The sequence below is a fragment of the Bradyrhizobium sp. DN3 genome, from assembly GCF_041357655.1.
GTDB lineage: Bacteria > Pseudomonadota > Alphaproteobacteria > Rhizobiales > Xanthobacteraceae > Bradyrhizobium.
Genome location: NZ_JAULLN010000008.1, coordinates 256,551 through 276,812 on the forward strand (window position 1 = coordinate 256,551; position 20,262 = coordinate 276,812).

Genomic DNA, 20,262 nt, shown 5'->3' on the forward strand with positions numbered 1-20,262 from the left:
TGCAAATGCTCGCCTTCCTGATCCGTCGAATCCTGCAAACCGTTCCGACCGTGCTGGCCGTGGTGCTGGTGGTCTTCGTGCTGTTCAGCGTGGTCCCGGGCAGTATCGTCTCGAGCATGAGCGATGACGGCCGAGGTGCAGCGGACCCGCAGGTCGTGGAGCGCATGAGGAAGCAGCTCGGCCTCGACGATCCCGTTTACATGCGCTTTGGCTCCTACATCGCCAAGCTTGCGACCGGTGATCTGGGGACGTCGTTCCGGACCCGTGAGCCGGTGACGATCATGATCGCAAAACGGATGTGGCCGACGCTGCAATTGATATTCGCAGCCTTGACGTTTGCGATTGCGATTGGCGTTCCACTCGGCTTCGTCGCAGCATTGCGACCGGGCGGCATCGTCGACACGGTCTCCATGGTTGTCGCGGTGTCGGGCCTTTCAATGGCCAAATTCTGGCTCGGGCTGCTGCTGATGTACCTGTTCGCCTTGAAGCTCGGCTGGCTGCCGAGCTTCGGCTATGGCGACGGCAGCCTCAAATATTTGATCCTGCCGGCGGTGACACTCGGCGTCTCGCCGATGGCGCTGCTGGCCCGTACGACGCGCGCCGCCGTGCTCGAGATCATGACCGCCGATTTTGTCCGGACGGCGCGCTCCAAGGGCATGAGCGAGATGCGTGTCGTGAAGTGGCACGTGATGCGCAACGCGCTCGTCCTGATCCTCACGACAATGGGCCTGCAATTCGGTGCGTTGATGGGACAGGCCGTCGTCGTCGAGAAATTGTTCTCGTGGCCGGGCATCGGCTCGCTGCTCGTCGACAGTGTCCTCCAGCGCGACATTCCCGCCGTTCAGGGCTCCATTCTCGTGGTGGTGCTGGCCTTTCTCGCGATCAATTTGCTGATCGACGTGCTCTACGGCGTGATCGATCCCAGGATCAGATACGCATGAAGCTCCGCGCCAATCTCATCATCGGTGGCGCATTGTTCGCGCTTGCGATCCTGGTCGGCCTGCTCGCGCCGTGGCTGGCACACACCGATCCCGTCATGGACGCCAACCTCATGAACGCAGAGGAGGCGCCGAGCTGGACCTGGTGGTTCGGCACCGACGGGCAGGGCCGCGACATCTATTCCCGCGTGGTGTACGGCGCGCGCGTCTCGCTGACGGTCGGTATCGTCTCCCAGCTCATCAACAGCATCATCGGCGTGGCACTGGGCCTGAGCGCCGGGTACTTGGGCGGCTGGTGGGACGATGTCGTCAATGCCCTGACCAACCTCATGCTGGCGATCCCCTCCCTGATCTTCGCGCTGGCCATCATGGCGGTGCTTGGGCCCGGCCTGACCAGCCTGCTCATCGCGCTCGGCTTGACCAATTGGTCCTTTACCTGCCGGATCGCACGGGCCTCGGCGCTGTCGCTGAGGAGTCAGGGCTATGTGCAGGCCGCAACCGTGCTCGGCTATGGCGATCTGCGCATCATGATCACGCAGCTGCTGCCCAACATGCTCGGACCGATCGTCGTCATCGGCACGCTCGGCATGGGCAGCGCGGTCCTGTCCGAAGCCGCATTATCGTTCCTTGGCCTCGGCGTCCGCCCGCCGTTTCCGAGCTGGGGCAGCATGTTGTCGGAAGCCCGCGACCAGATCACGACGGCGCCGTGGCTCTCGGTGTTTCCCGGCCTTGCCATCTTCCTGACGGTGCTCGGCCTCAACCTGCTGGGTGACGGCCTGCGCGACATTCTCGATCCACAATCGCGGAGCCGGCGTACATGACCGGCTCGCCGCTGATCGAAGTCGAGGATCTGCGCATCGATCTCGATGACGGGTCCCGCAAGGTACCCGCCGTCGAGAACGTTTCGTTCCGCATCGATCGTGGCGAGACGTTCGGCTTGGTCGGCGAATCCGGCTGCGGCAAGAGCATCACGGCGCTCGCCTTGATCGGACTGCTGCGGCCGCCGTTGTCGATCGGCGGTGGCGTCATCCGCTTCGAGGGGCAGGAGATCCAGAGACTTTCCGCCGCCCGGCAGCGGGAGCTGCGCGGCAACCGCATCGCGATGATCTTCCAGGAGCCGATGACGGCCCTGAACCCGGTCTCGCCGGTGGGACGGCAGATCGCCGAGATGTTCGTGCTGCACAAGGGCAAGAGCTGGCGGGAGGCCAACCAATTGGCGGTCGAGGCGCTGGCGAGCGTCCGCGTCCCCGCGCCCGAGCGGCGCGTGAAGGATTACCCGCATCAGCTCTCAGGCGGCATGCGTCAACGCGTGATGATCGCCATCGCGCTGGCATGCGGTCCGGATCTCCTGATCGCAGACGAGCCGACCACCGCGCTCGACGTGACCGTGCAGGCGGAAATCATCGAGCTGATGCGCAATCTATGCGCCGAGAGAGGGACGGCGATCCTGATGATCAGTCACGATCTCGGCCTGGTCGCCAATGTCTGTCGCCGCGTGGCCGTCATGTATGCCGGCCGCATCGTCGAGGAGCGCGGCTCGGCCGATATCTTCCGGACGCCCTCGCATCCCTATACGCAGGGCCTCGTCGCCTCGCTGCCGCGGCTCGGCAGCCGCGCTGCGCTTGGCCGTAGCAGACTGAAGGAGATCGCGGGCGTCGTTCCGGCCATTACGAGCTTCCCGGACGGCTGCCGGTTCAATCCGCGTTGCGCGCAGGCGACCGATATTTGCCGGACAACCGCGCCAGATACGGATTTGCTGGAGGCAGGCGGTCTTGTCAGGTGCCACCACCATGCATGAACCGCAGGGGAGAGCGGATGACGACGTCATCCTCAGCGTCGAGGATCTCGCGGTTCATTTTCCGCTCGGGGGCGGCTTGCTGGGCCGCGAGAAGCGGCTGCTCCGTGCCGTCGATGGCGTCGATCTCAGCCTGAGGCGCGGCGAATGCCTCGGCCTCGTCGGCGAGTCCGGCTCGGGCAAGTCGACGGTCGCATTGTCGATCCTTGGTCTCCTGACGCCGACGCGCGGCCGCATCGTGGTGGACGGACAGGTCGTGACGAACCGGCAATCCGGCGATCGGAAGGCCTTGGCCCGCATCGTGCAGATGGTGTTTCAGGATCCCTACGCCTCGCTCAATCCGCGCCAGACCGTTCGCCGTACGCTGGAAGATCCGCTGCGTGTGCACGGCGTGACCGCGAAAAGCGAGATCGAGGACCGCGTTGCGACGATGCTGCGGCATGTGGGCCTGCGGCCCGAACAGTCGGGCCGCTACCCCCATGAATTCTCCGGTGGCCAGCGCCAGCGCATCGGCATTGCGCGCGCGCTGATCCTCAATCCCAGGATCGTCATCTGCGACGAACCGGTCTCGGCGCTCGATGTCTCGATCCGTGCCCAGATCATCAATCTGCTGCTGGAATTGAAGGACACGCTCGGTCTCTCGTTCATCATGATCAGCCACGACCTCGGCGTCGTCGAGCATATGAGTGACCGGGTCGCCGTGATGTATCTCGGCCGCATCGTCGAGAATGGCCACTGGCGCGAGATTTTCGAACGGCCGGCGCACCCCTATACGCAAGCCCTGATCGCCGCCATCCCCGATCCCTTACGCCACGCACCGTTAGCGACGACAGGGGGCGACCTGCCCAATCCGCTCAATCCGCCAAACGGATGCGCGTTCAGCCCGCGCTGTCGTTACGCCGAGTCCCTGTGTCGCCGCGAGCCTGGTCCATCGCTGGAGACGCGCTCCGACGGACATGCGGTCCGGTGCTGGCGAAGTGATGAGATTACGGGGCAGCTGGTGTTAGCTTCGTCCGAAAGCAGATCTTCCTAGAATGGCCACGCGAACCGATCAGTTATTTTCCGCTATTCTGGGCGTTGTTGGACCCGTGCGCCAGTTATCGTCGTACAACTATCGGGAGCTGCAATGAGTCGAGTGGTACATGTCCCGAGGGGGGTCTTTGACAGTCGGCGTTACGGCTTTGCGCAGGTGGTAGTTGTACCAACGCCCTTGGGCGACGCTGTGCATGTATCTGGCCAAGTGGCGTGGGATGCCGACCAAAAGGTCGTCGGCATTGGTGATGTTGGACGCCAACTTGAGAAAAGCTTAGATAACCTTGCTGCCGCCCTAGCATCCGTTGGCGCCAAACTCGATGACGTCGGATCACTGCGGCTTTACATTCGGCAAACGCACATGCATGAAGGCGACGCCATTACAGCTGCTCTCAAGGCTATGTTTGGCGATAATCCGCCTTGTGCAACTTGGATCGGGGTGTCGAGCCTCGCCATGGACGAGTTTCTGGTGGAGGTCGAGCCCTGTGTTGTGTTTCTTACGCGAAAGTAGGTCAGCTTCGAGTCAGACACGGTCACCGTTGCCGCCTCACGCCAGCTTTGGGCCATGCCGACCGGCAGTTCGAGGCGGAGCAGTCGAGGCTGACGTCGCTGTGGTCATTAGTCGTCGATCGTCAGCTGCGATACCGGAATTTGCGGCGGTGGATCTGGATCTGCCAGGTAATTGAGGCGCCTGACCAACTCGCCAGGGATGTCCCGCTCCCATTTTGAACCCCTGCCACCATTGCGGAGCCTTCGAAGCCCCGCGTAGCAAAATTCGTAAATGCCGTGAAAAATTGAATAGTTGCCTGTGTAGGCAAAATGGGACAACCCAACGAGACACGGTTGGCCAAACCCGATCTCTTCGTAGTCACGCTTTGTGCCATCGCCATAGTTGACGCTCCATCGGACTTTGTCGTTCTTCATGACAATGTAGTCGCCGGCGAAGATCGAAATGTCGTGGATGATATTGACGCCGTGATATTCACCAACCCATGCGGGCTCGTAATCGTTCATCGCGAAGAGGACTTCGCCGCCATTCGGAATCAAATGGCCGCCATAACGAAGGAGCCAGTTGTCGAGCGCGGGTAGCGCCTCCGGCGATAGACTTAGCTCTACAGAGAAATGACGCAGATAGCTCGCTAGAAACTCCAACCGCCTTGCCTTCTGCTCCAGAAAATAATTGTAGTTGGCGGCGATCTCGCTCCGCGACAGAACCGCCTCGGAATCGTGAAACGGTGGAGAATAGACCGGATATTTAGACAGCGCCTTCAAGACCCGGCGCCGATCGATTATGTTGGAGATAAACCCCACTTACATTCCCCCAGCGTGACCAAGATCCGCTAGACAGCGCGATGCCACTTTAACTGAAAAGCCGACAGCACGCGCACAAGCTATGCCACCACGACTCAGCTGCGCAAATTCCGCTTGTCGGTGCAGAAGGGTCGGGCCGCTAGAGGTAAGTACACCCCAATCATTAAGAGAATTCAGTGTCGCCCGCCTCAACGTCCGCTGACGCCGACCAGGCGAGGGCGGCGGTTTGCGTGCGGATTCTCGGCGAGGAAGGCGCGCAGCCAGTCGCGGAAGCTGACGACTTCAGGGCAATCCGCAGTGCCTTCAGGCGCAACCAGCCAATCACCCAGACCGGCCCCCTCACTGATCCGGTCGCAGCGATAGCCCGGATGGTGGCCAAGACCGCGGGCGATCAGCAGGTCGACCTTGCCCTCGACCAGTTCGTGCAGGCCGGCGGGCTGCAGCACCCGCAAGCCGATGTCTGGATGCGCGCTGCGAAACTCCGCCAGTTCGAGGCGGCGCAGGTCGTAGCTGCCATGGACTCCCAATTGCAACTGCGCCGCACCTGCCGGCTTCAATTGCGAGGTCGCCTCCGCAATGTGACGAAAGCCTTCGGATATCGCGGGCAGATAGGTCTGACCGGCCGCGGTCAGGATGAGCTGCTTATGCAGCCGCTCGAACAGGCGTACGCCGAGGCGCGCCTCCAGCGCCTTCACCTGCTGCCCCACGGCGGCGGGCGTTACGTGCAGCTCGTGCGCAGCCAATTTGAAGCTGAGATGCCGAGCCGCGGCTTCGAATGCGCGGAGCGCGTTGAGCGGAGGAAGGATGTAAGTCATCGCTGCCCAGTTTGTCACTGAATGGCCGCGCGCTTGCAATAGATTTTCTTGCGCTGAACCGCACCAACATTGCTTTGCGCCGGCGCGATGCCGCCGGTTAAGGTCGATCGATCGCAAACCGGAGCGAACAGGAGACAATCTGACATGGCTCAAATCGTCAGTCATAATCCACCATCGGTCCATGCTCCCGCCGGCGGCTACAGCATGGGACTTGAATTCAGTCAGCATCGCCGCCTGCTGTTCATCAGCGGCCAGGTGCCCGAGAAATCCGACGGCAGCGTGCCCGAAGGTTTCGAAGCGCAATGCGAGCAAGCCTGGCGCAATGTCATCGAGGTGCTCGCCGCCGCCGGCCTCGGCGTCACGCATCTGGTCAAGGTCACGACGTTCCTGACCGACATCAGTCAGGTCGTGCCCAATCGTGCCATTCGTCGCAAGATGCTCGAAGGACACGAACCCGCGCTGACGGTCATGATCGCTGAAACCGTCGACAGCAAATGGCTGCTGGAGATCGAGGCGATCGCCGCGGAATGAAGCGGATCCAAGATGCAATTGCTCACGGTGCCCGAAATGGAACGTCTCGCCGCGGAACGTCAACTCATGTCGTCGGTGGACCAGACGTTACTTCGCGAGCAGGCTGCAACAAGCGCCACAAAAGCCATCAGGCCGGAAGGTAGCGGCGTTCTCAGGCTCCGCCGTGCACGTGGTCGAGCTCTCTGCCACCACGTCGTCATTGCGAGCGTAGCGAAGCAATCCAGAAATGTATCCGCGGAAAGACTCTGGATTGTTCGCTGCGCTCGCAATGACGGGGGGTGGCAGCAGCACTCCGCCGGTTGCTTTCGAGGCGCCGCCATGGTGACATCCTGCCCCTGTTTTGCCCGACGTGTCAAATGGATTTCGCGAAATCCGCAATTGTACGGCGCCGCCGGCAAGCCATTGATTCCGCTAGCCCCGGCTACTGTGCATGGGGTTGTTTTCGCACTTTTTTGTTTGAGCGCCGTCTACTCCGCCGCTTTTTCTCTCAGCCGCTGCGCATAGACGTTGATGACCAGCGCCGCCAAAAGGATCAGGCCGCGGATCAGGATCTTCAAAAAGCTGTCGATGTTGACGTGGTCGAGGCCGTTGTTGAGGACGCCGAGCACGAACAGGCCGACGATGGTGTTGCCGATGCCGCCGCGGCCGCCGAACAGGCTGGTGCCGCCGACCACGACGGCGGCGATGGAGTCGAGCAGGTAGGTGTCGAACTCGTTCTGCTGCGCGCTGCCGAAATGGGCGACGCCGAGCATGCCGCCGATGCCCGAGCAGACCGCCGAGATCACCATCACCGCGCCGAGGATCAGCTTGACGTTGAGGCCGGAATATTCGGCCGCCTCGCGATTGCCGCCGACCATGTAGATGTAGCGGCCGAAGCGCGTGTAGGTCAGCACCAGATGCCCGCCGAGCAGCATGATGGCTGCGACGATGACGATCCAGGGGATGCCACCGATCGAGCCGGAGCCGAGCGTCGTGATCAGGCTCGGCACCTTGTAGGCGATCTGGCCGCGTACCAAGAGTGCCGAGATGCCGGCCGCGATCTGCATCATGGCCAGCGTCATGATGAAGGAGGGGATGCCGATCACGGTCAGCCCCAGCGCATTGACGAGGCCGAGCAGCGCGCAGAGCAGGATCGACAGGATGATCGCGATCGCGCCCGGCAGCGGCACATTGGCGATGTTGACGTAGGATTCCTGGAGCGTGAAGTAGGCGACGGCGATGCCGGTGACGTTGGCGATGCTGGCGATCGACAGGTCGATCTCGGCGCAGAGGATCACGAAGGTGAGGCCGACCGCGATGATGCCTGTCACTGACACTTGGGTCAGGATGTTGCCGAGATTGTCGAGCGTCGCGAAGGAGGGGCTGGCGAAGGCGAAGAAGCCGGACAGGAAGATCAGGGTGAGGAACGGCGCGATGTTGCGCATCTGCGAGCGCAGGAAGGGCGCAACGCCCCGCGCTCGCGCAGCTGCCGCCGGAACCGTTTCACTGCTCGTCATGGTGCTGCTCCGTCACGCCGCTTCCAGCAGGCGGTCCTTGCTGACCGGCTCGTTCCTGAATTCCCGCACCAATGCGCCGCGTTTGAGCACGAGGATGCGGTCGGCCAGCGACAGCACCGTTTCCGGCTCGGTCGACAGCACGATGATGGCAAGACCCCTGGCGCGGAGGTCGCGGACGATGTTGATGACGTCGTTCTTGGCGCCGACATCCATGCCACGGGTCGGCTCGCACAGCACCAGAAGCTTGGGCGGATAGGTCAGCCATTTCGCCAGCGCGACCTTCTGCTGGTTGCCGCCGGAGAGCATGCCGAGGTCGAGGCCGACCACGGGCGGCCGGATCTGCAACTGATCGACCTGGCGCTTGGCGATATCGCGCTCCTGTGCCGGCTTGAGCAGCAGGGACGAGATGCGATCCAGAATGCTGATCGAGATGTTCTTGTAGACCGGCTCCTGGTGAAACAGCATGTCGCGCCGGCTCTCGGGCACCAGCGCCACGCCCGCCCGCCGCGCCGCCGCCGTGCTGGCGAAGGTCTTTGGCGTGCCGTCGACGGCGAGCGTGCCGCTGTCCGGCTTCAGCTTGCCGAACAGGATGCGCGACAGCTCCTGCTGGCCGCAGCCCATGAAGCCGTAGATGCCGAGCACCTCGCCGGCGCGGGCCTCGAACGAGACATCCTGAAGGCTGCGGGCAAGCGATAGCTGATCGACTTTCAGCACCACCGCGCTGTCGCTCGGCTGCGGCAGCATCAAATCGTCGGTGTAGCTGTGCTCGAGCACCTCGCCGCCGCGGCCGATCATGGCCTCGATCAGCGCGCCCTTGCTGGTCGCGGCGCTCGCCGTCTCCGCGACCTTCCGTCCGTTGCGGAACACGGTGACAGTGTCCGACACGCGAAGAATGTCCTCGATGAAATGCGAGATAAAGACGATTGCGGTGCCTTCCTCGCGCAGTCGCCTGAGCGTTGCGAACAGGCGCTCGACCTCGGGTGGGGAGAGGGCGGAGGTCGGCTCGTCCAGGATGACGATGCGCGCGCCGGAGAACAGCACGCGCGCGATCTCGATCAGCTGCTGAAGTCCGATCGGGAGGTCGCCGAGCCGCGACATCGGGTCGACGTCGATGCCGAAGCGGGCGAGCTGCTCGCCGGCTTCGCGCGCCATCCGCCGCCACTGCACGAGGCCGAGCCGGTTGACCGGCTGGTTGCCCAGGAAGACGTTCTCCGCGACCGTGAGGTCGGGCGCGACAGAGAGCTCCTGGTGCACCATGGCGATGCCGGCCGCATGCGCATCGCGCGCCGAGCGAAAATGCGTCTCCACCCCGTCGATCAGGAAGCGGCCGGAGAATTCGGCATGCACGCCGGCGATGATCTTCATCAGCGTGCTTTTTCCCGCGCCGTTCTCGCCGACAAGACCGTGGATCTCGCCGGGAAGAAGCGCGAAGTCGACACCACGAAGTGCTTCGACGCCGCCGAAGCTCTTCGTGATGCCTTTCAGTTCCAGGATGGGCGAACGAACCTCTGGCATGGAGGACTAAATCAGGAAATGGTCTTCCATCCACTGCATGCCGGGGGCATTGGCCTTGGTCACGACCGGGCCGTCGGTGACGACGTTTTTCGGGATTCCCTGTCCGCTCTTCTCGCCGCCGACCACGGCCGACACGCCTGCGATGATGGCGCCGCCATGGATGCGGCAGGATGGATTGCGCACGGTCGCGAACATGCGGCCCTCGCTCACCGCCTGGATTGCCGGCGGCATGGCATCGACACCGCCAATCAGGATGTTGGTGCGGTTGCGGGCCTTCATGATGTTGTAGGCGGCGAGCGCCATGTCGTCATTGTGGAAGAACGCCGCGTCGATCTGCGGATATTTCGTGAGATAGGTCTCCCAGAGGCGGGCGGTCTTGGAGACGTCCCAGTCGGCCGGCTGGGTGTCGAGCACCTCGATGCCAGGGAATTGCTTGACCACCGAGTTGAAGCCTTTTGCGCGTCCTTGTGCGCCGGTATGGCCGAGCGCGCCTTGGGTCATGATGATCTTGCCCTTGCCGCCCATGGCGTTGCACAGCGCCTGCGTCACCGAGGCGCCCATGAACTCGTTGTCGGGGGCAAGGAACGAGTGGACATTGATCTGGTCGAGCGGCGCGATCAGCGTGTCCATGTCGATAACGGGCGTGCCGGCGTCGATCATCTTCTGCACGGGCTGGGTGAGGGTGCCGATGCCGAAAGCCTGGATCGCGACGAAATCCCATTTCTGCGAGGCCATGTTGTCGATCGCGGCGCGCTGCTTCACCGCGTCGAGCTGACCGTCGAACCAGGTCACCTCGACATTGAACAGCTTGCCCCAGAATTCCGCGGCCTGCTTGCCCTGCGCACACCAGGTGGCCTGGAGGCCTGCGTTGGAGAAGGCCGCTTTCAGCGGCTTCTCGGATCGTCCCACTTCGGCTGCAAGTGCTGGGTTTATGCCCATGCTGCCGAGGATGGCAGTCGCGGCGCCGGCGGTTGCTGCCGCCTGAAGAAGATCGCGCCTCGTCGTCGAGAAATCTTTCGTCCCGGACATCGCTCGCTCCCGTAAAATTTTATCGTCGGCGCGTCATTGCTTGCGCGACCGATGTCCGAAAGTGTCTCACAAGAGCTGACGTCACTCAATCTGCAATCAATCGCGCGATCGCAGCAAGCCACCGTTGGTGCAGCGCAAAGCGTCAGGCCGGCACGCCTGCGAATGTGTCGACCTCCATGAGCAATGCATCCCAGGCCTGTCCAATGTCCGGTGACCATTCATCGCCGAGCAGATCGCGGAGCGTATCCCTGATGATCGCAAAGAAGGCGATGAAGAGGTCGCGTGACGTGCCGTAAGCCTCGTGCGAGGCGGCGTCGCAGGCGATCAGCCGGAAATGCCCGCGGCGCTCGTCGGCGAAGTCGAGGACCGCCTCGATCGCCAGCGCGAGCATCGATCCCATCACGAGCTCGCTGCCTTGCGAGCGAAACATCATCCGGGTTTCCGGATGCTCTTCGAACAGGCGCTGATAGACCCTCGGCGTCAGATCGGCGCAGCGCGAGGCCGCCAGCTCAAAACTGCGTTCGATCGGATTGGGAGACGCCTTCATCGGCGCTTCAGCCATGCAGGCAAAAAAAGAGCGGGGCCCTGGCCCCGCTCAAAAATTGTGTCGACCCTATTATCCCCGATTCTAAGATTTGCTCTTGATTGACGGGGCGACGCTGCGTTTTGCGCGCCAGGGGCTCCTCCCGAGACTTGGACCACCAGGCCACGACCTCGCGGTCAGCGCCTGAGCAAGAGAATGCTAGATCAACTTTTCTCACTTGTCATCATTTTCGGCAACGATTGTTCAAAATAAGAGCAGCTGACGAAATGATCGGGTTTGCGGCCTTATAAGTATATGACAAATATAAGAAATCTGTAGACCGTGGTGCCTTTGACTTGTCTCAAATGCCGGCCTTCCCACCGGGGTAGGGTGCTCCGATCACAGTTTTCGAGAAATTTGCGCCGGGGCAAGAAGGCCGCGGAACTGACCTCGACTTAGGGCAGGCCGCGGTGTTTAGTTAGTAGGCGAACGAATGGTTCGGCGGATGCGCGCGCGGCTGCAAAAATTCCTACCCCTTGTCCTGCTCGCCCTGGCGATGCAGGTGCTGGCGCCGATTGCCGCCTGTCTGGCGGCCGGCCAGGCCGTTGCCGATCCGCTCTCCGCTGGCGTCATCTGCCACAGCGGGGGTGAGCAGGGGGGCCTGAACGATCAAACCGGCGACCCCACCGCGCACGCCGGTTCGTGCGCGCTGTGTTGCTTGGGGCAGGCGGGCGCATCGCTCGATTCGCCGCCGCAGGTCGCTCTCGCAGCTCCCGTCCGCTTCGCCGAGCGCGTGGTGTGGTGCGGCGCGGATGCGTCCACCGTTTCTGTCCACAGAGGCTCAAGCGCCCAGGCGCGCGCACCTCCACGCTTTTCCTGACGTAGCGACAACCGAACCATTGGCGCGCGAATTTAGCTGCGCCGGTGGCGTGCTCAATGGACCGGCCGAGGCGCCGGATGTCAGGAATTCAAGAGATGTTACGCATTCGTGCGATCGGCAGCGCGAGCTTGCCCGTGCTTTGCGGGCTGCTGTCCTCGATCAGCTCAGACGCGCTCGCCCAGGCTGCCCAGGAGACGCTTCCTCCGGTGACCGTCGAGGCGCCGCAGGCCGTCCGTCCCAGAGCGGCAACCCGGCCATCGCGACCGCGCGCTGCTTCGGCCGGCCGTGCAGCGAGGCCCGTTGCGCCCAACGCGACCGACAGCGCCTCGACTCAAAGCAAGACGTTGACCGCCGGTGTGGCGCGAGATGGCCTCAATCAGCCGCCGGCCGGCCAGACCGCGACGACCATCGATCGCAGCCGGTTCGACAACCGCCCGGCGTTTTCGGTCAGCGACGTCTTGCGGGACAGTCCGGGCATTTCGATCAAGCAGGGGAATGGCCCCCGGGACTTCGGCATCTCGATTCGGGGCTCCAACGCCAGGAACGGTTTCGCTATCCGCAATCTCGTGATCTTCGAGGACGGCTTCCCGGTGACGCAGCCGGACGGCCTGTCGCGCAGCGACCTGATCGATCCCCACGCCTACGGCGCGATCGACGTGATCCGGGGGCCTTCGTCGGCGCTCTACGGCAATTATGCGACCGGCGGCGCGCTCAATTTCCGGACACGGCCAGGCGGCACCATCGACGGCGTCGAATATGGCGTTGACGGCGGCAGCTACGGGTATCTCAACAACTACCTCACCGCCGGCAAGAAGGTCGGGAATTTCGAGGGCTCGCTGTTCGCAAGCGACACGCGCGGCGACGGCTATATCGGTAACAATTGGTTCAACACGCAGACTGTCAACTTCCTCGGCACGCTCAGGGCGACGCCGGACGACCGCTTCACGGTCAAGATCATCAACAACGACCTCAGCGCGCGGCTGCCGCTTCGACAGTCGCTGAACCAGTATTATCAAAACCCCTTCCAGCAGGGCTGTGCAACCGGTGCCGCAGCGGCGCCCGGATGCGGAACGGTCAGGCTATTCAACAATGGCTTCAACGCAACTGCTGGAACCGACACCGAGACCGCCGTCCAGGCCGGGCTCGGCCGCAACGACCACCGCACCATCGTCGGCGGTCGATGGGAGCATGATTTCGACAACACGATGACCTGGCGCAACCAGTTCGTCTTCGATGACAGAAACATCAACCAGCCGACAGGTACGACCAGCGCGATCGGCGACTTCCCATCGTACAACTACATGAGCGATCTCACCAAGCGCGGAGAGATTCTCGGCCTGGAGTCCACTGCGTTCTTTGGCGCCTTCTACAACACCCTGACGGCGTCGAGCGACACGCGAAACCTGATGCCGGGGGGCAATGCGACGCTCGGCAGGCTATCGAGCAACCTCTACAGCGAAACGACCAACTATGGTGTTCGTGCCAGGGAAGAGCTCAAGCTTACGTCGTCGCTAACGGCGGTTGCGGGCATCGGCTGGGAAACAACCTTCCTCAAGGGCATCAACACAGGTTATGCATACGCAGGTCCCACCGGCGTCACCACGACAACCCTCACGACGGCGGACCGGCAGTTTCAAAATGCTGCGCCCGAGTTGGCGCTGCTCTACAATCTCAACAACGAGTGGCTGTTCCGGGGACGCGTTGCCACGGGGTATGGCACTCCGCAGGTTTCGAACCTCTTCGTCCTTCCGACCGGTTTGTCGGGCAACAATACGCAGCTCCAAACTCAGAAGAATCTAGGTTACGACCTTGGTTTCGATTGGACGCCGAACAGCGCGCTCAAGCTCAGCGCGACGGGCTTTTACGAGTTCTTCCGTAACGAGATAGTCAACCAGGCGACGCCGGTCGCGGGCGTAAACTATTCGTTCAACGCCCCGCGATCAGAACACCGCGGCATCGAGCTTGCCGCCGACTGGAAGTTCTATCCGGGCTGGCGGTTCATGGCCGCCTACACCTATCTCGACGAGGTCTACACCGAATATGTCGAGAACATCACCAATGGCGCAGTGTTCAGCTTCAACCGGGCGGGCAACAAGATCCCTGGCATATCGCCCAACGAACTGACGGCCCGGATTGGCTACGACGAGTTTGCCGGGCCATTGGCAGGCCTCGGAGGTTTCGTCGAGGTCCAGTGGAAGGACTCCTTCTATATGGACAACGCGAACTTGCTGAAGGCGCCCGGCTATGAGCTGGTCAATGTCAATGTTCACTACAAGACCGAGCTGGTGTCCGACACTTTCCGGTCTCTGAATCTGTTTCTCGAAGTCAGGAACGTATTTGACCGCACCTACGTCGCCTCGGCCAACAACATCGCCAACACCGTTACGGCGGCAGGCTTTCAAAATCCTGCGAGCACGCTCGCGAACACGCCGGGATCGATCTATGCGGGCTCGCCGCGCACGTTCGTTGCGGGTATGAAGGTGGCGTTCAAATGATCCGGACTCTCGAAGGGAATAGGGCCGTGATCCGAAATGGCTTGCTCGGGATAGTCGCTCTCGCATTCATGCAAGGTGCGGCGCTCGCGCAGATGCATGGTCAGCATGTGTCCGAGGCGGCTTGTGACGAGCCGACGTTGCGCTGTGCAACCAAGGCGACGCCTGCATTCGCTCCCGACGGAACGCTGTGGCTGGTCTGGATTGCCGGAGGAAAGATATCGGTCGCGCACTCGCAAGACGCTGGGCGGACGTTCTCGGCGCCCACCCAGGTCACGACGAAGCGGCTGAACCTCGATTGGGGGCCGGATGCCCGGCCGAAGATCGTGGTCGATCGCAAGGGCGGCATCGCCGTCGCGTTCTCGACCTTCAGGGACGAGGCCTTCAACGGACAGGTGCTCTACACGCGATCCAGCGATGGCGGGAAGAGCTTTGCCGAGCTGAAACCCATCACCACAAACAACGAGAGCCAGCGGTTTGAAGCGCTGGCGCTCGATCAGGACGGAACGGTCTTTGCGACCTGGCTCGACAAGCGCAATCGTGTCCCCGCAAAGGAGGCGGGACGGAAGTACGAGGGAGCAGCGCTGTTCTTTGCCTCGTCTCGGGATGGCGGCGCCACCTACGCCGAGGCCCATCTCGCGCGTGACGGTACCTGCGAGTGCTGCCGATTGGGGCTGACATTCGCGGCGCCCGGGCGGCCGGCTGTGATCTTCAGAAACATCTTCGAAGGCGGCGTGCGCGATCACGCGGTCATCACGTTCACCGATGTTTCGACGCCGGGTGAAATCCATCGGGTCAGCCATGACGACTGGCAGATCAACGCCTGCCCACACCACGGGCCGAGCCTTTCCGTGGCGCCGAACGGGACTTATCACGTCGCCTGGTACACGAATGGCAAGGCGCGGAAAGGATTGTTCTACGCCCATTCCCGTGATGAAGGTCGCACGTTCTCCGCGCCGATGGCGCTGGGGCGGCCAGATCGCGGGCCGACGCGTCCCTTCGTGCTCGCGGGCCCGGCGGGAACAGTGATGGTGTGGAAGGAGTTCGATGGTGAGAAGACCTCGGTCCAGATGACGATCTCCAGGGACGACGGCGAGACCTGGTCGCCGCCGAAGATGATATCGAGCACGACCGACACATCTGACCATCCCTTGCTCGTCGCCAATGGCCGGCAAGTGTATCTGTCATGGATGACGAAGGCGGATGCCTATCGTCTCACAGCGATCGAGGATCAACCATGAGACGTCGATTTGCAGGCCTTCTGGGGCTGAGTATCCTGATCGCGTCAGCATCCGCGCTCGGGGCGCCTCCCGCTCTCAAGCCATTCGAACGAGGCTCCTGGCAAGGCCTGCTCAAGGGCCATGCGGGCCGCCCGATGCTCGTGCACTTCTGGGGCGTGACCTGCGGACCCTGCAAGGTCGAGCTGCCGTTGCTCGGGAAGTTTGCGAAGGATCACCCCGAGATCGATGTCGTCACGATCAGTGCCGATCTCGTACCGAACCTGCCGGCCGCGACGCAATCGATGCTCGACAAGGCTGGGCTATCGTCGACCGAGAATTTCATCTTCAGCGACGGCTTTGTCGAGCGTTTGCGGTTCGAGATCGATCCTGCCTGGCAGGGCGACATCCCCAGAACAATGCTCTTCTCGCGCGACGGGACGATCACGACAATCGAAGGTTCCGCCGAGATTGCCGATCTCGAGAAATGGTCGGCGCAACAGCTCTCCACACACTGAATCCAATCTGCAAACGGGACTACGGACATGAAGACAATGTTGAAGAATGTGGTGCTCACGGCGTTCGCTCTCACACTCGGCGCAGCGCCAGCGGCGGCCGACGACGTCAAAGCCGGCGATCTCGTCATCTCGCAGGCCTGGAGCCGGGCGACGCCGGGCGGCGCCAAGGTCGCGGGCGGCTATCTCACCATCGAGAACAAGGGGGCGGCGGCGGACAGGCTGGTCAGCATTTCCGCCGACATCGCGGGGAAGGCCGAGATTCACGAGATGGCGATGGACAATGGCGTGATGAAGATGCGCCCGCTGGACAAGGGGCTCATCATTGATCCCGGCAAGACCGTGAAGCTTGCGCCCGGCGGCAATCATTTGATGCTCCAGGAGCTGAAGGGCCCGTTCAAGCAGGGCGACAAGGTGCCGCTGACACTTCAGTTCGAGAAGGCCGGCAAAGTCGCCGTCTCTCTCGACGTCCAGGCTGTTGGCGCGCCGGCGCCCGGCGGCGCCGGGCACTCCGGCCATATGGACATGAAGAAAATGCCGGATCACTCGGGAATGAAGATGTGATGAGGCTGATCTGGCCTCCGGGAGACTGAATATGTTGAAGCGATCCTGCCCGATCCTGATTGCTGCGTTCGCCATCTCGCCGGCGGCGGCGCACGTGTCGCTCGAGACGAAGCAAGCCACGGTCGGCGCGTCGTACAAGGCTGTATTCACCGTGCCGCACGGCTGTGCGGGCTCGCCCACGGTGAAGATCCGCGTGCAGATCCCTGAAGGGGTGATCGCTGTCAAGCCGATGCCGAAGGCGGGCTGGAATGTCGATGTCGTCGAGGGCAAATATGCCGGGGAATACGACTATCACGGCAACAAGCTCTCTTCCGGCGTCAAGGAGGTGATGTGGTCCGGCGGCAAGCTGCCGGACAAGAACTATGACGAGTTCGTCATGCACACGGTCCTGACTGGCTCGCTAAAGCCAAACACGACCCTGTACTTCCCCGTCGTCCAGGAATGCGAGACCGGCGTCAGCCGCTGGATCGAAATCCCGGCAGAGGGGGCAGGGCATTCGCATGAGGGCAAGTCGCCGGCACCGGGCGTGAAGCTGCTGCCAAAGCCGTAATGCGCCTGCTCGCCACGCTCGCGACGCTGCTCATCGTTGTCGGCTTCGCGACCGGCGCGTCCGCGCATGCGGCGCTGGTCGCGGTCGAGCCGGCCAGCGGCAGCATGCTTGCGAGCGCGCCGAAGGCTGTGGTGCTGCGCTTCAACGAGGCCGTGACGCCCGGCGCGGTCCAGCTGATTGATGGCACGGGCAGGGCGCGGGACGATGTGCGCATCAACGCGTCGGGCGAAACGATTTCGGTTGCGGTGCCGCCGGACCTGCCGCAGGGCACGGCGGTCGTCAGCTATCGCGTGATTTCGCAGGACGGCCATCCCATCGCGGGATCGGTGGTATTCTCGATCGGCGTGCCGACCGGGACGACGCCTCCCGCGAATACGGATGGCGGGTTGAGTGCGCTCATCTGGCTGGCGCGGGTCGGCCTTTACCTCGGGCTGTTTGTTGGTGTCGGCGGTGTGTTGTTCGCGCGCTGGATCGCGTGGTCGATGACGGGCACGACCGTGCCGTTTGTTGCACTCGCGGTCGGCCTTCCGAGCGCGGTGGTGTCCCTTGGTGCGCTGGGCCTCGATCTTCTCGGCCTGCCGCCGGCGGCTCTTGCAACCATTGCTCCCTGGAAGGTTGCGTTCGCGACGAGCGCGGGTCCCGCATCGCTGATCGCCATCGCCGCGATGCTGATCGCATTGATGGCGCTGCGCAGCGCATGGTACGCGCGAGCTCTTGCGTTCATCGCGTTCATCGGCGTAGGCCTGTCGCTGGCCATGACCGGGCACGCCGCCACGGCTCCGCCCGAAATGTTGACGCGGCCGGCGATTTTCCTGCATGGCCTTAGCGTCGCCTTCTGGATCGGGGCGCTGGGGCCCCTCGTTGCGCTGGTATCGAAGCCGGTGGCCACGGCCTTGCCTGTCGTAAACCGCTTCTCCCGCATCGCCGTGCCGGTCGTCGCCACGCTGGCATTGACCGGCCTTGTGCTCGCCATCGTCCAGCTCGAAAGGTTGTCGGCTCTGGTCGAGACCCGTTATGGCCTCATCCTTTCCATCAAGCTCGCGCTGGTCCTCGTGCTGCTCGCACTCGCCGCGCTCAACCGCTTTCACCTGACTCCGGCGCTGGCAAAGGATCATGAGGCTGCGTCCGCCCTCAAGCGCTCGATCCTGTTCGAATGCGCGGCCGCACTCATCATCTTCGCGGTCGTCGCCGGCTGGCGCTTCACGCCGCCACCGCGGAGCACCGTTCCGGAGACGCCCTTGGCGATCCATATTCACAGCGACAAGGCAATGTTCCAGGTGCTGGTGTCTCCTGGGAAGGCCGGCGTCGACGATTTCGTGCTTCAGCTCATGACCGGAGAGGGGACGCCGCTCGCGGCCAAGGAGGTGACGTTGACGCTGAGCCTGCCTGAGCGCGGCATCGAGCCGATGGAACGAGGCGCCTCGCTGGGGCCGGACGGCTACTGGTACGTGCGCAAGGTCGAGTTGCCCTTCGCCGGCCGCTGGTACGTGCGGATCGACGCGCTGGTGACCGACTTCGAGAGGATCACGCTGGAGGATGAACTGGAGGTGGCGTCGCCCTAGGCTCGCCGGCTTTGCAGGGCATGCTGCTGCTCAAGTCAAACCTGAAGTCGACGGAAAAATGACAGGAATTCCGCCGCGTTAGCGGCTTTTCCTCATTCTCGGTCTTGTGTTTTCGCTCCCAATCCGGTTTCACTGCAACCCGTCACTGATTCCTAGAGTGTTGCCATGCGGTTGTCGCGATTCTTTCTGCCCATCCTGAAGGAAAATCCGAAAGAGGCGGAGATCGTCTCGCATCGGCTGATGCTGCGCGCTGGCATGATCCGGCAGGAGGCCGCCGGCATCTATGCCTGGCTGCCGCTTGGCTTCCGCGTGCTCAAGAAGATCGAGCAGATCGTGCGCGAGGAGCAGGACCGCTCCGGCGCGATCGAGGTATTGATGCCGACGCTCCAGCTCGCCGATCTCTGGCGCGAGAGCGGCCGCTACGATGCCTATGGCCCGGAGATGCTGCGCATCGCCGACCGCCACAAGCGCGAGCTGCTGTACGGACCGACCAACGAGGAAATGATCACCGAGATCTTCCGCGCCTATGTGAAGTCCTACAAGAACCTGCCGCTCAATCTCTATCATATTCAATGGAAATTCCGCGACGAGCAGCGTCCGCGGTTCGGCGTGATGCGCGGCCGCGAGTTCCTGATGAAGGACGCCTATTCGTTCGACCTCAACGAGGCGGCGGCGCGGGTCGCGTACAACAAGATGTTCGTCGCATACTTGCGCACCTTCGCGCGGATGGGGCTGAAGGCGATCCCGATGCGCGCCGAGACCGGCCCGATCGGCGGCGATCTCAGCCACGAGTTCATCGTGCTGGCAGAGACCGGCGAATCCGGCGTCTTCATCAATCGCGACGTGCTCGACCTGCCGGTGCCGGGCGAGGACGTCAATTATGAGGGCGATCTGACGCCGATCATCAAGCAGTGGACCTCGCTGTACGCTGCGACCGAGGACGTTCACGATTCCGCGCGGTTCGAGCAGGAGGTGCCTGCGGACAAGCGGGTGAACACCCGCGGCATCGAGGTCGGCCAGATCTTCTATTTCGGTACGAAGTACTCCGAGCCGATGAATGCGCTGGTGGCCGGCCCCGACGGTGTCGACGTGCCGATCCATGGCGGCTCCTACGGTGTCGGCGTCTCGCGCCTGCTTGGCGCCATCATCGAGGCCTGTCACGACGACGCCGGCATCAAATGGCCGGAAGCCGTCGCCCCGTTCCGCGCCGTGGTGCTTAACCTCAAGCAGGGCGATGCCGCGGTCGATGCGGCCTGCGAGAAGCTCTATGCGGAGCTCACCGCCAAGGGCGTCGACGTGCTCTATGACGATACCGACCAGCGCGCCGGCGCCAAATTCGCCGCTGCCGACCTGATCGGCATCCCCTGGCAGATCATTATCGGGCCGAAGGGGCTCGCCGACGGCAAGGTCGAGATCAAGCGGCGAGCCGACGGCGCACGCGAGACCATGTCGCCTGCGGACGCAGTCGCCCGGCTGGTCGGCTGAATATTGTTCATC

The 20,262-nt window shown here is 62.9% G+C and carries 20 protein-coding genes; 14 read left to right on the forward strand and 6 right to left on the reverse strand.

The features are described from left to right. Window positions 1-5: 5 nt before the first annotated feature. The 5 genes from AAE027_RS14885 to AAE027_RS14905 all read left to right on the forward strand — a co-directional run bounded on the left by AAE027_RS14885 (window position 6) and on the right by AAE027_RS14905 (window position 4,276). A complete protein-coding gene (locus AAE027_RS14885; protein ID WP_370986060.1) occupies window positions 6-941 on the forward strand; it encodes an ABC transporter permease in 936 nt (311 codons plus the stop codon). Then, the gene (locus tag AAE027_RS14890; protein WP_370986010.1) at window positions 938-1,759 is read left to right on the forward strand and encodes an ABC transporter permease; all 822 of its coding nucleotides are present in this window, start codon (window positions 938-940) and stop codon (window positions 1,757-1,759) included. The genes AAE027_RS14885 and AAE027_RS14890 overlap by 4 nt, the downstream gene beginning before the upstream one ends. After that, window positions 1,756-2,736 carry an ABC transporter ATP-binding protein gene (locus AAE027_RS14895; RefSeq protein ID WP_370986011.1) on the forward strand — a complete coding sequence of 327 codons (981 nt, stop codon included), beginning with the start codon at window positions 1,756-1,758 and terminating at the stop codon, window positions 2,734-2,736. The genes AAE027_RS14890 and AAE027_RS14895 overlap by 4 nt, the downstream gene beginning before the upstream one ends. After that, window positions 2,729-3,766 (forward strand): ABC transporter ATP-binding protein, encoded by a 1,038-nt coding sequence (locus tag AAE027_RS14900; RefSeq protein WP_370986012.1) that lies wholly within the window; start codon window positions 2,729-2,731, stop codon window positions 3,764-3,766. Before AAE027_RS14895 ends, AAE027_RS14900 begins: the two co-directional genes overlap by 8 nt. Window positions 3,767-3,943: 177 nt before the next feature. Next, window positions 3,944-4,276, forward strand: a complete 333-nt coding sequence (locus tag AAE027_RS14905) for a RidA family protein (RefSeq protein WP_370986013.1) — start codon at window positions 3,944-3,946, stop codon at window positions 4,274-4,276. A gap of 107 nt (window positions 4,277-4,383) precedes the next feature. On the opposite strand, the gene AAE027_RS14910 is transcribed toward AAE027_RS14905, so the two are convergent. Continuing rightward, window positions 4,384-5,076, reverse strand: a complete 693-nt coding sequence (locus AAE027_RS14910; RefSeq protein ID WP_370986014.1) for a hypothetical protein — start codon at window positions 5,074-5,076, stop codon at window positions 4,384-4,386. A 188-nt stretch (window positions 5,077-5,264) separates the two neighbouring features. Then, window positions 5,265-5,891, reverse strand: a complete 627-nt coding sequence (locus AAE027_RS14915; RefSeq protein WP_370986061.1) for a LysR family transcriptional regulator — start codon at window positions 5,889-5,891, stop codon at window positions 5,265-5,267. 144 nt (window positions 5,892-6,035) lie between these two features. On the opposite strand from AAE027_RS14915, the gene AAE027_RS14920 reads away from it, so the two are divergent. Continuing rightward, entirely contained in the window at window positions 6,036-6,422 is a 387-nt protein-coding gene (locus tag AAE027_RS14920; protein WP_091885925.1) for a RidA family protein, read from the forward strand. 467 nt (window positions 6,423-6,889) lie between these two features. On the opposite strand, the gene AAE027_RS14925 is transcribed toward AAE027_RS14920, so the two are convergent. The 4 genes from AAE027_RS14925 to AAE027_RS14940 form a co-directional block, all read right to left on the reverse strand. Then, entirely contained in the window at window positions 6,890-7,918 is a 1,029-nt protein-coding gene (locus tag AAE027_RS14925; RefSeq protein ID WP_370986015.1) for an ABC transporter permease, read from the reverse strand. Window positions 7,919-7,930: 12 nt separating this feature from the next. Beyond that, complete coding sequence (locus AAE027_RS14930) at window positions 7,931-9,433, reverse strand: sugar ABC transporter ATP-binding protein (RefSeq protein ID WP_370986016.1); 1,503 nt, start codon at window positions 9,431-9,433, stop codon at window positions 7,931-7,933. A gap of 6 nt (window positions 9,434-9,439) precedes the next feature. Then, window positions 9,440-10,462 carry a sugar ABC transporter substrate-binding protein gene (locus AAE027_RS14935; protein ID WP_091885915.1) on the reverse strand — a complete coding sequence of 341 codons (1,023 nt, stop codon included), beginning with the start codon at window positions 10,460-10,462 and terminating at the stop codon, window positions 9,440-9,442. A gap of 142 nt (window positions 10,463-10,604) precedes the next feature. Further along, complete coding sequence (locus tag AAE027_RS14940; protein WP_370986017.1) at window positions 10,605-11,009, reverse strand: globin; 405 nt, start codon at window positions 11,007-11,009, stop codon at window positions 10,605-10,607. Between the two features lie 481 nt (window positions 11,010-11,490). Between AAE027_RS14940 and AAE027_RS14945 the strand changes: the two genes are divergently transcribed. The 8 genes from AAE027_RS14945 (at window position 11,491) to proS (ending at window position 20,250) form a co-directional block, all read left to right on the forward strand. Beyond that, complete coding sequence (locus tag AAE027_RS14945; RefSeq protein WP_370986018.1) at window positions 11,491-11,865, forward strand: DUF2946 domain-containing protein; 375 nt, start codon at window positions 11,491-11,493, stop codon at window positions 11,863-11,865. Window positions 11,866-11,960: 95 nt separating this feature from the next. Then, entirely contained in the window at window positions 11,961-14,360 is a 2,400-nt protein-coding gene (locus AAE027_RS14950) for a TonB-dependent receptor family protein (RefSeq protein ID WP_370986019.1), read from the forward strand. Between the two features lie 26 nt (window positions 14,361-14,386). After that, a complete protein-coding gene (locus tag AAE027_RS14955) occupies window positions 14,387-15,598 on the forward strand; it encodes a sialidase family protein (protein WP_370986020.1) in 1,212 nt (403 codons plus the stop codon). Then, on the forward strand, window positions 15,595-16,092 hold the full coding sequence (locus AAE027_RS14960) for a TlpA family protein disulfide reductase (protein WP_370986021.1): 498 nt from the start codon (window positions 15,595-15,597) through the stop codon (window positions 16,090-16,092). The genes AAE027_RS14955 and AAE027_RS14960 overlap by 4 nt, the downstream gene beginning before the upstream one ends. 27 nt (window positions 16,093-16,119) lie before the next feature. After that, a complete protein-coding gene (locus AAE027_RS14965) occupies window positions 16,120-16,653 on the forward strand; it encodes a copper chaperone PCu(A)C (RefSeq protein ID WP_370986022.1) in 534 nt (177 codons plus the stop codon). A gap of 31 nt (window positions 16,654-16,684) precedes the next feature. Further along, window positions 16,685-17,203: a YcnI family protein gene (locus AAE027_RS14970; protein ID WP_128933467.1), complete on the forward strand. Its 519-nt coding sequence runs from the start codon at window positions 16,685-16,687 to the stop codon at window positions 17,201-17,203. Next, window positions 17,203-18,765 (forward strand): copper resistance CopC/CopD family protein, encoded by a 1,563-nt coding sequence (locus AAE027_RS14975; RefSeq protein ID WP_370986023.1) that lies wholly within the window; start codon window positions 17,203-17,205, stop codon window positions 18,763-18,765. Before AAE027_RS14970 ends, AAE027_RS14975 begins: the two co-directional genes overlap by 1 nt. Before the next feature lie 165 nt (window positions 18,766-18,930). Further along, entirely contained in the window at window positions 18,931-20,250 is a 1,320-nt protein-coding gene (gene proS, locus AAE027_RS14980) for a proline--tRNA ligase (protein ID WP_370986024.1), read from the forward strand. The last annotated feature ends 12 nt before the right edge of the window (window positions 20,251-20,262 follow it).

Excerpts from the sequence above, each read along its gene's own strand:
- AAE027_RS14920 (WP_091885925.1), top strand. The coding sequence starts at position 6,036 with ATGGCTCAAATCGTCAGTCATAATCCACCATCGGTCCATGCTCCCGCC.
- AAE027_RS14975 (WP_370986023.1), top strand. The coding sequence starts at position 17,203 with ATGCGCCTGCTCGCCACGCTCGCGACGCTGCTCATCGTTGTCGGCTTC.
- AAE027_RS14885 (WP_370986060.1), top strand. The coding sequence starts at position 6 with ATGCTCGCCTTCCTGATCCGTCGAATCCTGCAAACCGTTCCGACCGTG.
- AAE027_RS14930 (WP_370986016.1), bottom strand. The coding sequence starts at position 9,433 with ATGCCAGAGGTTCGTTCGCCCATCCTGGAACTGAAAGGCATCACGAAG.
- AAE027_RS14940 (WP_370986017.1), bottom strand. The coding sequence starts at position 11,009 with ATGAAGGCGTCTCCCAATCCGATCGAACGCAGTTTTGAGCTGGCGGCC.
- AAE027_RS14895 (WP_370986011.1), top strand. The coding sequence starts at position 1,756 with ATGACCGGCTCGCCGCTGATCGAAGTCGAGGATCTGCGCATCGATCTC.
- AAE027_RS14900 (WP_370986012.1), top strand. The coding sequence starts at position 2,729 with ATGCATGAACCGCAGGGGAGAGCGGATGACGACGTCATCCTCAGCGTC.
- AAE027_RS14950 (WP_370986019.1), top strand. The coding sequence starts at position 11,961 with ATGTTACGCATTCGTGCGATCGGCAGCGCGAGCTTGCCCGTGCTTTGC.
- AAE027_RS14925 (WP_370986015.1), bottom strand. The coding sequence starts at position 7,918 with ATGACGAGCAGTGAAACGGTTCCGGCGGCAGCTGCGCGAGCGCGGGGC.
- AAE027_RS14970 (WP_128933467.1), top strand. The coding sequence starts at position 16,685 with ATGTTGAAGCGATCCTGCCCGATCCTGATTGCTGCGTTCGCCATCTCG.
- AAE027_RS14960 (WP_370986021.1), top strand. The coding sequence starts at position 15,595 with ATGAGACGTCGATTTGCAGGCCTTCTGGGGCTGAGTATCCTGATCGCG.
- AAE027_RS14935 (WP_091885915.1), bottom strand. The coding sequence starts at position 10,462 with ATGTCCGGGACGAAAGATTTCTCGACGACGAGGCGCGATCTTCTTCAG.
- AAE027_RS14890 (WP_370986010.1), top strand. The coding sequence starts at position 938 with ATGAAGCTCCGCGCCAATCTCATCATCGGTGGCGCATTGTTCGCGCTT.
- AAE027_RS14945 (WP_370986018.1), top strand. The coding sequence starts at position 11,491 with ATGCGCGCGCGGCTGCAAAAATTCCTACCCCTTGTCCTGCTCGCCCTG.
- AAE027_RS14915 (WP_370986061.1), bottom strand. The coding sequence starts at position 5,891 with ATGACTTACATCCTTCCTCCGCTCAACGCGCTCCGCGCATTCGAAGCC.
- AAE027_RS14965 (WP_370986022.1), top strand. The coding sequence starts at position 16,120 with ATGAAGACAATGTTGAAGAATGTGGTGCTCACGGCGTTCGCTCTCACA.
- proS (WP_370986024.1), top strand. The coding sequence starts at position 18,931 with ATGCGGTTGTCGCGATTCTTTCTGCCCATCCTGAAGGAAAATCCGAAA.